Origin of the sequence: Pseudomonas sp. ANT_H4 (assembly GCF_008369295.1) — a bacterium.
Lineage (GTDB): Bacteria > Pseudomonadota > Gammaproteobacteria > Pseudomonadales > Pseudomonadaceae > Aquipseudomonas.
In genome coordinates this window covers 14,472-27,894 of the sequence record NZ_VOBG01000024.1, presented here as the reverse complement: position 1 = coordinate 27,894, position 13,423 = coordinate 14,472, and the positions used below count along the sequence as shown (strand labels likewise).

15 protein-coding genes are annotated in these 13,423 nt (G+C 58.0%); 5 read left to right on the top strand and 10 right to left on the bottom strand.

The features are described from left to right. Window positions 1-48 precede the first annotated feature (48 nt). From FQ182_RS23625 to FQ182_RS23615, 3 genes are all read right to left on the bottom strand, one after another. A complete protein-coding gene (locus FQ182_RS23625) occupies window positions 49-843 on the bottom strand; it encodes an HNH endonuclease (RefSeq protein WP_149414098.1) in 795 nt (264 codons plus the stop codon). Beyond that, window positions 840-1,532 (bottom strand): hypothetical protein, encoded by a 693-nt coding sequence (locus tag FQ182_RS23620; protein ID WP_149414099.1) that lies wholly within the window; start codon window positions 1,530-1,532, stop codon window positions 840-842. Before FQ182_RS23620 ends, FQ182_RS23625 begins: the two co-directional genes overlap by 4 nt. Window positions 1,533-1,898: 366 nt before the next feature. Beyond that, complete coding sequence (locus FQ182_RS23615; RefSeq protein ID WP_149414100.1) at window positions 1,899-3,098, bottom strand: site-specific integrase; 1,200 nt, start codon at window positions 3,096-3,098, stop codon at window positions 1,899-1,901. 507 nt (window positions 3,099-3,605) lie between these two features. Here FQ182_RS23615 and FQ182_RS29880 point away from each other — a divergent pair. After that, complete coding sequence (locus FQ182_RS29880) at window positions 3,606-3,752, top strand: hypothetical protein (RefSeq protein ID WP_178114513.1); 147 nt, start codon at window positions 3,606-3,608, stop codon at window positions 3,750-3,752. A gap of 39 nt (window positions 3,753-3,791) precedes the next feature. Here the strand turns inward: FQ182_RS29880 and FQ182_RS23610 are convergent, their stop codons facing one another. Beyond that, complete coding sequence (locus FQ182_RS23610; RefSeq protein WP_149414101.1) at window positions 3,792-4,184, bottom strand: VOC family protein; 393 nt, start codon at window positions 4,182-4,184, stop codon at window positions 3,792-3,794. Between the two features lie 59 nt (window positions 4,185-4,243). Here FQ182_RS23610 and FQ182_RS23605 point away from each other — a divergent pair, with 59 nt between their 5' ends. After that, the gene (locus tag FQ182_RS23605) at window positions 4,244-4,426 is read left to right on the top strand and encodes a hypothetical protein (protein WP_149414102.1); all 183 of its coding nucleotides are present in this window, start codon (window positions 4,244-4,246) and stop codon (window positions 4,424-4,426) included. A 36-nt stretch (window positions 4,427-4,462) separates the two neighbouring features. Here FQ182_RS23605 and FQ182_RS23600 read toward each other — a convergent pair whose 3' ends face one another. Further along, window positions 4,463-4,717 (bottom strand): LPXTG cell wall anchor domain-containing protein, encoded by a 255-nt coding sequence (locus FQ182_RS23600; RefSeq protein ID WP_256666329.1) that lies wholly within the window; start codon window positions 4,715-4,717, stop codon window positions 4,463-4,465. Window positions 4,718-4,777: 60 nt separating this feature from the next. Here FQ182_RS23600 and FQ182_RS23595 point away from each other — a divergent pair, with 60 nt between their 5' ends. Both FQ182_RS23595 and FQ182_RS23590 read left to right on the top strand, forming a co-directional pair. Beyond that, window positions 4,778-5,707, top strand: coding sequence for a LysR family transcriptional regulator (locus FQ182_RS23595; RefSeq protein ID WP_149414103.1), 930 nt, complete (start codon window positions 4,778-4,780; stop codon window positions 5,705-5,707). An 80-nt stretch (window positions 5,708-5,787) separates the two neighbouring features. Then, window positions 5,788-6,153, top strand: coding sequence for a 5-carboxymethyl-2-hydroxymuconate Delta-isomerase (locus FQ182_RS23590; protein WP_149414104.1), 366 nt, complete (start codon window positions 5,788-5,790; stop codon window positions 6,151-6,153). Window positions 6,154-6,181: 28 nt separating this feature from the next. On the opposite strand, the gene FQ182_RS23585 is transcribed toward FQ182_RS23590, so the two are convergent. From FQ182_RS23585 to FQ182_RS23575, 3 genes are all read right to left on the bottom strand, one after another. Further along, window positions 6,182-7,123 carry a LysR family transcriptional regulator gene (locus FQ182_RS23585; RefSeq protein ID WP_149414105.1) on the bottom strand — a complete coding sequence of 314 codons (942 nt, stop codon included), beginning with the start codon at window positions 7,121-7,123 and terminating at the stop codon, window positions 6,182-6,184. A 150-nt stretch (window positions 7,124-7,273) separates the two neighbouring features. Further along, entirely contained in the window at window positions 7,274-8,461 is a 1,188-nt protein-coding gene (locus tag FQ182_RS23580; protein ID WP_149414106.1) for a cyanate transporter, read from the bottom strand. 98 nt (window positions 8,462-8,559) lie between these two features. Further along, on the bottom strand, window positions 8,560-10,185 hold the full coding sequence (locus FQ182_RS23575; protein WP_149414107.1) for a 5-guanidino-2-oxopentanoate decarboxylase: 1,626 nt from the start codon (window positions 10,183-10,185) through the stop codon (window positions 8,560-8,562). 110 nt (window positions 10,186-10,295) lie between these two features. Between FQ182_RS23575 and FQ182_RS23570 the strand changes: the two genes are divergently transcribed. Further along, window positions 10,296-11,162 (top strand): LysR substrate-binding domain-containing protein, encoded by an 867-nt coding sequence (locus FQ182_RS23570; protein ID WP_149414108.1) that lies wholly within the window; start codon window positions 10,296-10,298, stop codon window positions 11,160-11,162. A gap of 693 nt (window positions 11,163-11,855) precedes the next feature. Here FQ182_RS23570 and FQ182_RS23560 read toward each other — a convergent pair. Further along, window positions 11,856-12,470 (bottom strand): NAD(P)-dependent oxidoreductase, encoded by a 615-nt coding sequence (locus FQ182_RS23560; protein WP_149414109.1) that lies wholly within the window; start codon window positions 12,468-12,470, stop codon window positions 11,856-11,858. 33 nt (window positions 12,471-12,503) lie between these two features. Then, window positions 12,504-13,376, bottom strand: a complete 873-nt coding sequence (locus tag FQ182_RS23555) for an MBL fold metallo-hydrolase (protein ID WP_149414110.1) — start codon at window positions 13,374-13,376, stop codon at window positions 12,504-12,506. Window positions 13,377-13,423 lie beyond the last annotated feature (47 nt).

Below are 13,423 nucleotides of genomic sequence, written 5' to 3'. Positions count from 1 at the left end.
CTGGGGCGGCTTTTCCAATCGCTGGATGAGTCAGCTCTATTCTTTATTTCAGGATAGGGCGATCGCATCCCAAAACCACCGATGGTATTCAAGGTTGGCCGGATCAATCAGATGTGTCGGACTGACCTGAAGCCTGCCTTTAATGCCGCCGAATGAAAGATCGTCATTGATCACAAAACCGCCGTTATCGAACATGACATGGTGGTTTGGGCACAGGCACAACAGGTTACTTTGAATGTCCGGGCCATAGTGGGGGGCACCCAACGGGCGGATGTGTGCCGCTTCTGCGTAAGGGCCTGCGAATGTCTGTACGGACTCCCCGCAGACCTGACACCTGTATCCATACAGGCTTTTGACTTCCTGCGCGATGGTGGAGTCCCGAACCAGTCTTGAAACCGCGACCAGCCGCCGTTCGACAGGGCCCAGGCTCTCTTCAATGCTGATCGAAAAGAGTGAAAAGGCTGCTTCATAACGGACATGAAAGGAGCGCTCCGCGACTCGGACAAGTCTGATGGTTTCACCCTCAGCTATGCCGTAGTGTTTGAAGAATCGCATTGTCTCGCCCCGGGCGTATCTGAAGATCCTCTTGGTGCCGTCGATATCGGTGGACACCCATTCGTTCGTACCTTCGAATTGAACTGTCACCGGCCGCGCTGCTTCAGATTTGTTTCTCCCACCCCAGGTATCGGCGGGTGTAATAGCAGACGTTCGGGGGATATAGAAATGACCTCTGCGCAGATTTCCACCGGTTACGGGGATATCAATGTGCTCATTATTCATCTTCATGGCCTCCATGCTGCTTCCCAGGCACTGCAATCGAATCAGCTCAACTTCTTGGGTCATGCACTGATGGGCTCACCGGACTCACTACCCTCTACATGAAGCAAAAATACATCCCGGGCCACGCTACCCACATAACGAGTCAGCGCGTAATTGGCTGCAGTGCCGATCACGACACCAACCCCGAATGGAATGGCTTTGGACACTGCAGCTTTAGTGAAGTTGATGCCCTCCTGCTTGAAAAGCTGCTTGATGGTCTGAAGTGTGGCGCCTTTTAGGTATTCACTGACAACCCTAACAGCTGCCTTCGAAGCGACATTGGTGGCGCCGCTTGAAGCCATTTGCTCTAGCGATCCGCAGAGCGCAATGACGAAGGACATGTGTTTGGCGTCTTCGTTGGACATTTTGTTGTTGATCGCAATGCCAAGGCACATCGTCATATCGATTTGCAGTTTCATGCATAACGAAACGTCCGCTGCGCTGCCCCCGACCATCGCCACTGCCGTACCGATTCCTGGAATGACGCCCGCCAAGGACGTTGCGCCGCCGGATACCGCTGCCATTTTGGAGTAGCGTTCGATGATCTTGTCAATAACCAGCGTCTGGATGCGCTCATCGCTGGCATCCGGTTGTGCCTTGCTGACCTGGCTTTCATACTGAGCGACTAGTTCTCGGGCATCCTTGGGCGTAATGGCAATCGCCTCAACAAGTTTCATCAGTGCGGAGCCGTTGTCTTCTTTTTCTGCCGTCATGCGAAGCCTCTGTCCGTGATTAGTTGACCACTATAGCCATTGATAATGGCACTTGGCCCTCCGTGGGTAAGCTAGCGATAGCTTTTATAAATTTTCGAAGGTAGAACTACTCCGAGGAACGATATAATGACGCCATCCAAGTGCGAGCCGTTCCTGGCGGGTATTGCCGCCTCTCACGCTGAGTGCCTCATTTCAACTCATCCTGCGATGTCTCTGGGTTGCCTTTGCGTCAGAATGTGCGTTCCCTCTATGTTTCGCCCATGGCGAGATGCAGATCCAGCTTAGAAAAAGCAAAAAATGAGCTCTGCCATAGTGCCGTTCCACTTAAGTGGAACGGCACTATGGCAGAGCATAATCAAAGCTGGCTCAAGGAGCGGAGCCGTAGGCATATGCGGCCCAATCGGTCATGAGTGCGCGTCGTTTGTCGAACAAGTCACCTCGAAAATATGCCGCTTCGGCTTTGTCCTGACGCACATGCGCTAACGCTTGTTCGCACACCTCCCTAGGATAATTCGTCGACTCAGCGGCCCAATCTCGAAACGTTGAGCGGAATCCGTGCATAGTCAGGTCCTCTCGTTTCATTCGGCGAAGTGCCATCAGCATCGACATGTTGGATAGAGGTTTCCCCTCCCTTGCTCCAGGAAATACGTAGGAATCACTCCTTACCTGAGCCAAGCTCTTGAGTAGACTCAAAGCCGCATCGTTCAGTGGTACTCGGTGCTCCTTGGCGGCTTTCATTCTGTGAGGAGGTATTTTCCACACCTTTTTATCCAAATCGAACTCGGCCCACGTTGCCCCTAGAATCTCGTTGGTCCGGCAGGCTGTCAGGATGGTCAGCTGCATGGCTTTGTAGCTGAGGTCATCATGCTTCACGATTTCTTTCATAAAGGCTGGCATCTCGGCCCATGGCAGCGCCGGATGGTGAACGACAACCTTGACCTTAGAGCGCGGTGGAAGCAGCTTATCGAGATGTCCGCGCCATCTGGCTGGATTCTCTCCTTCACGCAGACCTCTTGCTTTCGCCGCATCGAGTACCATTTCGATGCGGTTACGCACACGAGAAGCTGTTTCTGATTTCGACTGCCATATAGGGGTGAGAACCTGTAGCACATGCTCGGTTGTCACGTCCTCGGTGTTCAAATTCTCCAGTATGGGGAAGGCGTAGGTGGTTAAGGTGTTTTCCCACTGCTGAGCATGCTTCGCATTTTTCCAGCCTGCACGGTGAGCTGCGATGTAATCGAGCGTCACCGACTTGAAGGTTATCTCTTTAGCCTTCTGAGCTTGTTCGGCTTTTTGCAGTGCAAGGCGAGTGGCGTCACGCTCCGTGAGTGGGTCGATTTTCTGCTGAAGCAGTTTCCTTTGGTCTACAGCCTTCGACCGTGCCTCCTTGAGCGTCACATCAGGAAAGCCCCCCAGACCCATCTCTCGGCGTTTGCCCGCAAGCTGAAACCGCAGTACCCAAGACTTCTTTCCGCTCGCTTTTACTACCAGGCGCAATCCTTCGCCGTCTTCGTATGTACCTGGCTCGGTTACGTTATCGACTTGTTTGGGATTCAGTTTTCCCATGAGCTTTCACCGTGCTGGAGTTCGTGGCGCCCGAGACAGTTCCCCCATTTGTTCCCCCACTTAGGCTGGGAAGGAATGGGGTGGTGTCGGACAGATATGGACGGGTACTAGGCTTAAAGCCTAATATTACCTGGGGTTAAAGGACTTGATTGGAAATTCTTGGATTCCGGTAAGGCGGACTATCTCTCCGCCATACATAGAAAAGCCCCGCAAATCAATAATTTGCGGGGCTTTTTCATTTCCGACTGTACTACTCAGTGGTACTACTTTTCTCCCGCGCTATCAGCTGGATTCCGGTATCTCGCTCAGAGCATGCTGCGCGGTAATCTCTCCGTCATCTCTAGGTATTTGATAGTTTTTATTGCCTCAGCATCGGAATTCTAGCTGCGATGGCGGATGCATTCGTATCGAGGGTATCAAACACACCCAAACCAATCCTGTCACGCAAGAACCTTCTCTGTTCTATGCTTGCCCAGTGTGTCCAATTCTTACGGATGGGAGGTGGGTATGACCAAAGAACAAAAGCAGCAGGAAGATTCGGATCACGAGCGCTCCAAACCAGGTCATGAGGAAGAACGGCCTCAGACTTGGAAGCATCCGGACGATGGCAAGGAGCTTTCCGAGCGGGACGAAGAGCGCCCGCTCAAGCCATGACCCAGGCGTCGGAGCCCCGCCTAGTAGCGGGGCTTTTTTTCAGCCTTGAATTGGGGTGCACAGCTCCACCAATGTTCCGTCCGGGCAACGCACATAAGACACCACCTGCCCCCAGGGTTTGGCGCTGGGCGGTGACAATTCAATAGCCCCCTCGGCCAGTGCCTTGGCGTGTGCGACGGTGACATTATCCGTGACAAAACCCAGCTCCATCCCCAGAGGCTGCCTTGATGCATGAGCCTCAATATGCCCACCGCTGAAATTCATCTCACCCAATTCATGCGCCGCGAAGGAAAGGGTGGTACTCCCCGTTTCCAACTCGCCATACGTGCCCGATTCATGCAGGAAACGGCGGGTAAATCCGAAGGCGTTTTCGAAAAACTGCAGCGAAGCGGATACATCGGGAACGTAGACGATGGTGTAGGCGAATTTCATGGGTGAGCGATCCTTGCGTACGTGGTTGAAATGAGCGGCCAGTTAATCATCAACGGGCCATGACGGTCACCACCACATGCAGCGGTGGTTGTGCACTGGGGCGGCGGGCCCGTGCCACCGGTTATTTCCTCTTGGGCGTATGCCTGGCCAACATTATCGGCGGCCCTGGCGGCGCTGCGTTTGCGGCAGGGGCGACTCGGTGCCGGGGGGCTGATCTGATGGCGGTGTTGTGGCTGACGTAGCCTCGCTGGGGCTCGACAACTGCTGCGGTACGGGGGTCAGCCAGACGAGAGCAGTAATGAGGTGGGAAATCCTGAAGCGAGAAACAAAAACGCCACGATGGCCGCCAGGCACACTCCGACAAACACCCGCAACAGGGTCCTGGCGGTCGGATGGGCAATGAATTTGATTAGCCAGATAAAGAACCCGGCCATCAGGACGGCCAAGGCAAGAATGACCAGCACGTTGGTGTTCTCGTAACCCGTGGAAGCTGATTTATAGTCCCAATGAAGGCGGTTGGATAGTCTGCGCATAGACGTAGGGCCCACTGTGTTTCTAAACTGCCCCTTGTTTTGGGCAGTGGGCAGGCGCCGATGAATCGTAATGAACTACGCAAGGCCGACATCAACCTGATGGTGGTCTTCGAAACGCTGATGCTTGAGCGCAATGTGACGCGGGTGGCGGAGAAGTTGTTTCTCGGCCAGCCGACCATCAGTTCTGCGCTCAATCGCCTGCGCACCCTGTTCAACGACCCACTGTTTATCCGCGTCGGCCATCGCATGGAGCCGACGGCGCGGGCCGAGGAAATTATCCGGTATTTGTCGCCTGCCCTGGACTCGTTGTCGGTGGCCTTGAGCCTGACCCATGATTTCGATCCGACCATCAGCACCATGACCTTTCGCATCGGCCTGTCCGATGACGTCGAGTTCGGCCTGTTGCCGCCGTTGCTGCGCACCCTGCGAGTGGAAGCGCCCCAGGTAGTGTTCGTGGTGCAGCATGTCGATTACTGGCGCATTCCGGACCTGCTGGCCTCCGGCGATATCACCGTCGGCATTACCCAGACCCGTGGCTTGCCGGCCAATGCCAAGCGCAAGTTGCTGCGCCATATCCGCCCCAGCGTATTGCGCGCCGATGCCTCGGATCGCCCGCTGACCCTCGATGAATACTGCGCGCGGCCCCATGTGCTGGTGTCCCACACCGCCAACGTCGCCGGATTTGCTGATGAATGGCTGGCGGAAATCGGCCGCAAGCGCCATGTGGTGTTGTCGGTGCCGCAATACAGCTCTCTGCCGGCGCTGTTGGCCGGCACCGACATGATCGCCAGCCTGCCGGACTACACCGCCCAGGCCATGGCCGCTTCGGGCAACCTTTTCTGCGAGCCGTTTCCGTTCGAAACGCCGACCCTGGACTTGTCCATGGTCTGGCTCAGCCATGTCGACACTGACCCGGCGGAACGCTGGATGCGCTCGCGGTTGGAAGCGTTCATGAGTGATCGGGAATTGTTGCCGCTGGCAAAGTCCTGAGTAAAACCGCTTTCATCCGGGGCACTTTGCGTCTCGTGCTATATCTATGACTCTTTTCCTACAATAACTCGGAGCCTTTCATGCCTCACCTGCATCTGGAATACACCGCCAACCTGCCGGAGCTGGACACTGACAAGGCCTTGTTGCGGCTCAATCACACCTTGGTGGCCTCGGGGCAGTTCGGTGCCGAGTTCGACATCAAGAGCCGTGCGGTGAAGGTCGAAAGCTTTCGTGTGGGTACTGCGATGAACCCACGCGGTTTTGTCGCGGTGAGGTTGGCCTTGCTCAGCGGGCGTTCGCCGCAGATCAAGAAGCAACTCTCGGAAAACCTGCTGGCGGTGTTGCAGGAGTTGGGGCCGTGGCCTGCCGATATTCAAGTTCAACTCAGTGTCGAACTGCTGGACATTGATCGCGAGTCCTACAGTAAGGTCGCTATAGGACAGTAGCTGCAAGCTATCGAAGTTCTTGCAGCTTTTAGCTTATAGCTTGTAGCTCTCCCGCACACACCTTCACCACTTGCTCGCGGAACCAGGCGTTGGCGCAGCCTTGCTCGCTTGACTTGTTCCATTGCATGTCCAGGGTGAAGCCCGGCAGGCCGTTGGGCGCTTCGCAGTGGCCAAATACCGGTTCCAGCGCCAGCAGCTTTTGCACTCGGCGGGGCAGGGTGACGATAAAGTCGGTGCCAGTAATCATCTTCAGCGCCGCACTGTAGCTATTGGCGCGGGCAATCACCTGGCGCTTGTGGGCCTGGCGTGCCAGCCAGCCGTCGATCATGTTGGTGGTAGAGGTCCAGGGCGTCGGAAACACATGACGGCGTGCGACGAAGGATTGCAGGCTGAACGCTGGTTCCCGTGGCGCCGCATGCTTGTCAAAGACACACACCAAGTCATCTTCCAGCAGCCTCTGCGTCTTCAAATCCTTGTGCGCGTGATGAAAGTGCGGCCCGAAGCAGATCACCAGGTCCAGTCGTCCGTCGCGCAAGGCCTCGGCGGGAATATCGGTTTCCAGCTTCTGCACATTAACGACCACCGGCAGGTCGGCCTTGTCGAAGTTCTTCAGCAGGCGAGGCAGGATCAACTGCTCAAAATACTCGGGGGCACAGACGTTGAACGTCGCGGCTTTTTGGGTCGGGTCGAACACCTGGCTGCCTGCGTGGCACAGGTTGATGCTTTCCAGAATCTTTTGCACATGAGCGTACATGGCACCAGCCTTGTAGGTCGGACGCATGCCCGCGCGGGTGTTGATAAACAACTCGTCCTCGAAGCTGGTACGCAGCTTCTTCAGGCTGTAGCTGACCGTGGACTGGCTGACAAAGAGGGTTTCGGACACGTCGGTGACGCTGCTTTGCTCATACACAGCGATAAATACCATCAAGTCTTGCATATCGAGCTTTCTAAGCAAGTTGCTGTTTAGCATCTGTTCCGTCCGGTAAGCCCTTGGCACTGGTACAGCGCACGACAAGGGCAAAATGTTAACGGAACGCTCGTACCAATAGGAAGGTCTGCAGGACTTTTCTATGTTAGGTGTGGGACAAATAATGTTTCGAACGCGACGCTCTAGCCCGCGCTATTGAATATGCCGCTGGTAATGCCGTGGATCGAAGCGCAACACGATCAGCAGCATCACGACCACGACGGCGGTGAGCGACCACCAGGCCCATTCGAAACTGCCCAGTTGATCGCGGATTATCCCGGCGATCAGCGGCGACAGACCCGCGAACAAGTAGCCGATGCCCTGCACGAAGGCCGTCAGGCCACCGGCGCGGCGCGGGTTGTCCAGGTGATCAAGGGACAGGATCAGGCTCATTGGAAACAAACCGCCAATTCCCAGGCCCAACAGACACGGCCACAGCAGGCTAAGGTGTTGCGGGGAAAGGATCAGGCCACAGAAACCGGCGATGATCAGCACCAGTAACACCGCCACCACGCTACGCTTGTCCCGGCGCCGGTTGGCGATGGCCGGTGTGATCAGGCCGGAAACCACTTCCATGGCAGTCAGAAAACCCAGCAGCAAACCGGCGTTCTGTTCGCTCCAGCCTTGCTCCACGTAGTACGGTGCCAGCCAGGCCAGAACGCAGGTGTAGGACGCGGTGCCAAGACCAAAAAAGATCGCCAGCAACCAGGCCCGGCGATTGCCGAAAAACGATTCCTGAGGGCCCGCAGCGGTTTGCGGCAGTGGCGGCAATGCCGAGCGTTGTGCGTACCAGAACACCAGCGCCAGCACCGCGAGCACGGCCCAGATTGCCAGGCCGATGCGCCAGCTGCCGGTCCGTACCTGGACAAACGGCGAGAACGACGCGGCGAGGGCGGCACCGCCCATGATTGCGGTGACGTAAAGGCCCATAAACAGCGAAACGTTATCGCTGAAACGGGATTTGATCATCGCCGGCATCAGCGCCTGAATCATCGCAATGCCCACCCCGGCGGCAATGGCGCTGACGATCAACTCGGCGGCGGAATCGAGAAACAGCCGCGGCGCAGTCGCCAGGCCAATCACCAGTAGCGACGCGACGATACTGCGGTGCTCACCAAAGCGCTTGGCCAGGCCCATGCCGAAAAACATCGCCAAGCCCATGGCCATCACTGGCAACATGGTCAGCAACGCAGCACTGCTGAAACTCAACGGCACATCGCCGCGAATTGATGACAGTAAGGGGCCGACCGCCGCCATCGACGGGCGCAGGTTGAGGGCGACCAGTACCACGCTGATCATCAGCCAGAGGGCGGTGGCGGGTTTTGCGTGAACGTTTTCCATGGGCGGGCCTTGAAATGACAAGGGCATTATTAGGCCGCGCACGGGGGAGGGGCGCAAATGAGAAAGTCGCTGGGGCTATTGAAAAAATGCGCCGACGCTCATACCAATACTGCCTTGGTCCAAATGCCTTGATCGATTTCAATCAACGTCGGCCCCTGGCGATCCATGGCGGCGCGCAATGCCTGGCGCAGCTCTTCAACACCCTTGATCGCCTGCGCCGCACACCCCAGCGCCTTGGCCACGCCGATAAAGTCCGGGGTGTAGATGTCCACTCCTACGGGTTCGATGGCGCGGTTGGCCATGTATTTCTTGATCTCTTCATAGCCCTGGTTATTCCACAGCAGCACGATGATTGGCGTGCGTGCTTCCACCGCGCTGGCCAGTTCTGCCAGGGTGAATTGCAGGCCGCCGTCGCCGATCAGGCACACCACTGGCGCAGTAGCGCCGCGCCCCAGCCACGCACCGATGGCCGCTGGCAAGGCATAGCCGAGGGTGCCGTAGCCAGTGGATGAGTTGAACCAGCGGCGTGGCTGGTCGAGGTTCAGGGTCAGGTTGCCGGTGTACACCGGTTGGGTGGAGTCGCCCACGATCACGGCGTCGGGCAACTCTTCCAGCACTGTATTGAGGAACAGGGTTTGCGCGCGAGTGGCAGCATCCCAAGTGGGCGCCAACTCAGCCCAAAGGCGGGCGACGCGATTTGTGCCCCAGTCAGTGTTGCGAGGGGCCATTGACTGAGCACTCAACTCGGCCAGCAACGCTTTGGTGGCGATCTGTGCGTCGGCCACCAGCGCCACTTGCGGCGGGTAGTTGCGCACGGTCTGGTCGGGGTCGATGTCGATGCGCAGCAAGGCGCCGGGAATCTCGAAGCCACCCGCGAAGGTGACGTCGTAGTCGGTTTCTGCCAGTTCCGTGCCGATGGCCAGCACCACATCAGCCTCGGCCACCAGGGCGCGGGTGGCGACCAGTGTTTGAGTCGAGCCGATCAGCAGCGGATGATTGGCCGCCAACATGCCTTTGGCGTTGATGGTCAGTGCCACTGGCGCGCCGAGGATTTCGGCCAGGCGGGTCAACGCGGGAGCGGCGTCAATGGCGCCTCCGCCAGCGAGGATCAACGGGCGTTTGGCGGTGGCCAGTAACTGGCTCATCTGCTTGATTGCCGTGGGCGCGGCACCGGCGCGGGACACGCTGACGGGTTCACTGCCCAGCAGGGCGTCGGCGTTTTCCACCAGAACGTCCAAGGGGATTTCGATATGCACCGGGCGCGGTCGCCCGGCCTGAAACAGCGCAAAAGCCCGCGCCAGTACGCCGGGTAATTCTGCTGCCGACATCAAGGTATGGGAGAACGCCGAGACGCCCGCGATCATCGCGCCCTGGTTCGGCAGTTCATGCAACTTGCCGCGCCCGCCGCCCAGCTGGTTGCGGGACTGCACGCTGGAAATCACCAGCATCGGGATCGAATCGGCGTAGGCCTGGCCCATGGCGGTGCTGATATTGGTCATGCCAGGGCCGGTGATGATGAAACATACGCCGGGTTTTCCGCTGGTGCGTGCGTAGTCGTCGGCCATGAAGCCGGCGCCCTGTTCGTGGCGTGGGGTGACGTGGCGGATGCCGGAGCGGGCCAGGCCACGGTACAACTCCACGGTATGTACGCCTGGGATGCCAAACACTTGTTCCACGCCGTAGCCTTCCAGAAGGTTGACCAATACTTCGCCGCACGTCGCCATATCGTCGCTCTTGTTATTGATTGAAGGCGGTATTGGAACGGCTGGGCTGTAGCGACAACAATCGATTAAAAGTCATACTAGCCATGTCCTCAGCTCATGGCTGTCATCCGATGAAACGCCTTCCGCCGCTGCCCGCATTGCACACGTTCTGGGTCACCGCCCAGTGCTGCAACTTCACCCGCGCGGCCGAGCAGTTGCACATCACCCAAGGCGCGGTGAGCCGGCAGATTGCCGGGTTGGAAAGCCATTTGGGTTACTCGCTGTTCCAGCGTCAGGCCCGAGGCTTGAGCCTGACCGAGGAGGGCCGTGAATGGGCGCTGCGGGTGCAACAGGTATTCGGCCTGATCTCGCAGGCGGTAGAGCAGATTGGCTCCCGTCGCGAGACCTTGCAGTTGAAAGCCTCCACCTGCGTGATGCGCTGGTTGCTGCCGCGCTTGATGCAGTGGCAACAGGAACGGCCGGACGTGCCGGTGGAACTGACCACTACCGTGGCCTACACCGTGGACTTTCGCCGCGAGCAGTTTGATGCGGCGGTGGTCTACGCCCCGATTGCCGAGCAGTCGGCCCAGGCCAGGCATTTGTTTGATGAGCAACTGACGCCAGTGTGCGCGCCGGCCTTGCTCGGCGGCCTGTGTACCCCGGCGGACTTGCAGCAGCAGGTGCTGTTGCACCCCACGCGGGATGGTCGGGATTGGGCGTTGTGGCTGAAGGCGGCCGGTACGCGGTTGAGTAACCTCAGCCAAGGGCATCATTTTGAAACGCTAGATCTGGCCATGACCGTGGCTTCCCAAGGTTCTGGCGTGGCCATTGGCGACAGCGCGCTGATCGGCGAAGACCTCAAGGCCGGGCGGCTGGTGACACCGTTTGAATTGAAGGTGCCGACGGGGATGGGTTATTACCTGGTGTATCCACCGGGGACCGAGCCTTCGGTGGAGCTTGAGGCGTTGATGAACTGGTTGGTCGGGCAGGCGCAGTAATCGGCACAATGAAGATCAAAATGTGCGAGCTGGCTTGCTCGCTATAGCCATAAGTATCTACACATTTCTTGAGGTTGCTGATGGCTGGGTTCTAGGGGGGTTATTGAGTACATATCCGTTGTTGCGGTAACGGCTGCTTAGGGTTATGCCCTTACGGCGTGTCACTTTCGAAAACCGGAATGCCGGCCCAGACGAAAGTAACCAAAGCGCTCCTGCCCTACCTATCGGCGCCTCGCTGTGGCTCGGCGTGCCCGAACGAAGGCATTGCTCCGTGGGTCGCCGCGATGGACTTACAAGTACCGCGGTCATCCAGAAAACCCATGTCATCGTTAACGACCATCGTCGGAACGCCGCTCGGAGCAAGCTCGCTCCTACAGTGGCAATAGATCCGCTCTTGCTTCTCACCACTCAGGTCGGCTACCAGGCCGCCGTGCTTTTGATTTTGATCTTAGGCGCCCCGTTAACCACGATGGCCCATCGCGGCGGCCCACGGAGCAATGCCGCAGAGAGGGCATGCCAAGCCACAGCGAGGCACCAAGTGGTGGGGCAAGAGCGCTTTGGTTACTTTGCCGCTTTTGCAAAGTGACACGCCGTAAGGGCGTAACCCCAAGCAGCCCCAACCAAAATAACGGATATGTACCCACCCAACCCAACCTATGCCCGCAACCCACTCCCACATAGCCCGCGCCAGCCTTAATACCCGACGGTAAACCGCTGGCGGGAATGCTTCGGTGTTTCCACTTCATCCACCAACGCAATGGCATAGTCAGCAAAGCTGATCCAGCTCCTACCTTCACTGCTCACCAGTAAATCATCCTGGCCCACGCGGAATTTGCCGGTGCGTTCGGTCTCAACGAACTCCGCCGACGGCGAAAGAAAAGTCCAGTCCAGTTCTTTCTCCTGACGCAGAGTGTCAAGAAACACACTGCCAGCGCTGGCCTCAGCCTTGTATTCCTCAGGGAAGCCAGCGCTGTCGATCACTCGCTGACCACCAGGCAGCAACAACGAACCCGCACCGCCCACTACCAACAGTCGTTGCACCCCGGCCTTTTTCACTGGGCCGATCACGGCGGTGGCAGGCAGCGTAGCGAAGTGCGCCGCGCTGATCACTACGTCGCTACCACTAATGGCCTTTTGCAGAGCTTCGGCGTCCAGGGCATCCACTTGTTTGATGGTCACTCCAGGACGTGTTTCGATCTTGTCGGTGTTACGGGCGATGGCCGTGACGCTGTGGCCACGACGCAGGGCTTCTTCCAACAGCTGGCTACCGGCGCGGCCGGTGGCACCAATGATTGCAATCTTGCTCATGACGTTCTCCAGTGTGGTAAGGGTTGGATCAATTCACCACTTCATTTCGCCTTTGGCGACTTTGGCGCTCAGCTCCAGGGAGCTTTCGTCGGCCAGGTTCGGGTAGCGCTTTTTCATTGCATTGATCAGTGCGGCAGAGTCCTTGGCCTTGGCGGTTTCTTGGTCGAAGGCCTTGATGTAGTCAGCCGTGAGCGCCACCGATTTCAGCGAAGGCGTGCCCAGGTAATGACCCGGCACCACGGTGTTCGGTTTCAGGCTTTCAATGCGTTGCAGGGTCGCCAGCCAGTCGGCGTGGGATTGCGCGCTTTGGGTATCGGCCATCCACAGGTGGATATTTTCCGAGACCACCACGCCACCGACCACGGCCTTGATCGATGGAATCCACACGAAGCTGCGGTCCGGTTGCGGGCCGTCCAGGCCGATCACTTCCAGGGTCTGCCCTTCGAGGGTCAGGCTATGGCCTTCAAGCACGTGCGGGATGATGGTTTTAGCGGGTTTGTCGGCGCCCATTTTCGGCCCCCAGAACGCAAGTTTTCCTGCAACCGTGGCCTTGATATGGTCCACCACCGGTTGCGGTGCCAGGACTTTGGCATGGGGGAATGCTGCGGTCAGGGTGTCGAGGCCGAAGTAGTAGTCCGGGTCGCCATGGCTGATGTAGATGGTGGTCAGTTGCTTGCCGCTGGCGCGGATTTTCTGCACCAGTTGCTCGGCCTGGCCCTTGCCGAATTGCGCGTTCACCAGGATGGCGTCTTTCTCACCGCTGACCAGCACCGAGCTGACCGGGAAGATTGCCGCCTCGCCTGGGTTATAGACGTCCAGGCTCAGGTCGGCGGCTGCGGCATGGGCGGCAAAGCCCAGGACGGCGCAAGCCAGTGCAAAGCGCTTGAGGGTCGAGAATCCAAACATGTGCAACTCCAGCAATCGGTAGGCGATGGGCAGAGCTTAGTTGCACT

What these genes read in the sequence shown, in the direction of transcription:
- FQ182_RS23580 (WP_149414106.1), bottom strand. Translation starts at nt 8,461, where the DNA reads ATGGAAAACGTTCACGCAAAACCCGCCACCGCCCTCTGGCTGATGATC.
- FQ182_RS23585 (WP_149414105.1), bottom strand. Translation starts at nt 7,123, where the DNA reads ATGCTAAACAGCAACTTGCTTAGAAAGCTCGATATGCAAGACTTGATG.
- FQ182_RS23605 (WP_149414102.1), top strand. Translation starts at nt 4,244, where the DNA reads ATGACGGTCACCACCACATGCAGCGGTGGTTGTGCACTGGGGCGGCGG.
- FQ182_RS23590 (WP_149414104.1), top strand. Translation starts at nt 5,788, where the DNA reads ATGCCTCACCTGCATCTGGAATACACCGCCAACCTGCCGGAGCTGGAC.
- FQ182_RS23595 (WP_149414103.1), top strand. Translation starts at nt 4,778, where the DNA reads ATGAATCGTAATGAACTACGCAAGGCCGACATCAACCTGATGGTGGTC.
- FQ182_RS23555 (WP_149414110.1), bottom strand. Translation starts at nt 13,376, where the DNA reads ATGTTTGGATTCTCGACCCTCAAGCGCTTTGCACTGGCTTGCGCCGTC.
- FQ182_RS23610 (WP_149414101.1), bottom strand. Translation starts at nt 4,184, where the DNA reads ATGAAATTCGCCTACACCATCGTCTACGTTCCCGATGTATCCGCTTCG.
- FQ182_RS23625 (WP_149414098.1), bottom strand. Translation starts at nt 843, where the DNA reads ATGACCCAAGAAGTTGAGCTGATTCGATTGCAGTGCCTGGGAAGCAGC.
- FQ182_RS23615 (WP_149414100.1), bottom strand. Translation starts at nt 3,098, where the DNA reads ATGGGAAAACTGAATCCCAAACAAGTCGATAACGTAACCGAGCCAGGT.
- FQ182_RS23570 (WP_149414108.1), top strand. Translation starts at nt 10,296, where the DNA reads ATGAAACGCCTTCCGCCGCTGCCCGCATTGCACACGTTCTGGGTCACC.
- FQ182_RS23575 (WP_149414107.1), bottom strand. Translation starts at nt 10,185, where the DNA reads ATGGCGACGTGCGGCGAAGTATTGGTCAACCTTCTGGAAGGCTACGGC.
- FQ182_RS23620 (WP_149414099.1), bottom strand. Translation starts at nt 1,532, where the DNA reads ATGACGGCAGAAAAAGAAGACAACGGCTCCGCACTGATGAAACTTGTT.
- FQ182_RS23560 (WP_149414109.1), bottom strand. Translation starts at nt 12,470, where the DNA reads ATGAGCAAGATTGCAATCATTGGTGCCACCGGCCGCGCCGGTAGCCAG.
- FQ182_RS23600 (WP_256666329.1), bottom strand. Translation starts at nt 4,717, where the DNA reads ATGCGCAGACTATCCAACCGCCTTCATTGGGACTATAAATCAGCTTCC.
- FQ182_RS29880 (WP_178114513.1), top strand. Translation starts at nt 3,606, where the DNA reads ATGACCAAAGAACAAAAGCAGCAGGAAGATTCGGATCACGAGCGCTCC.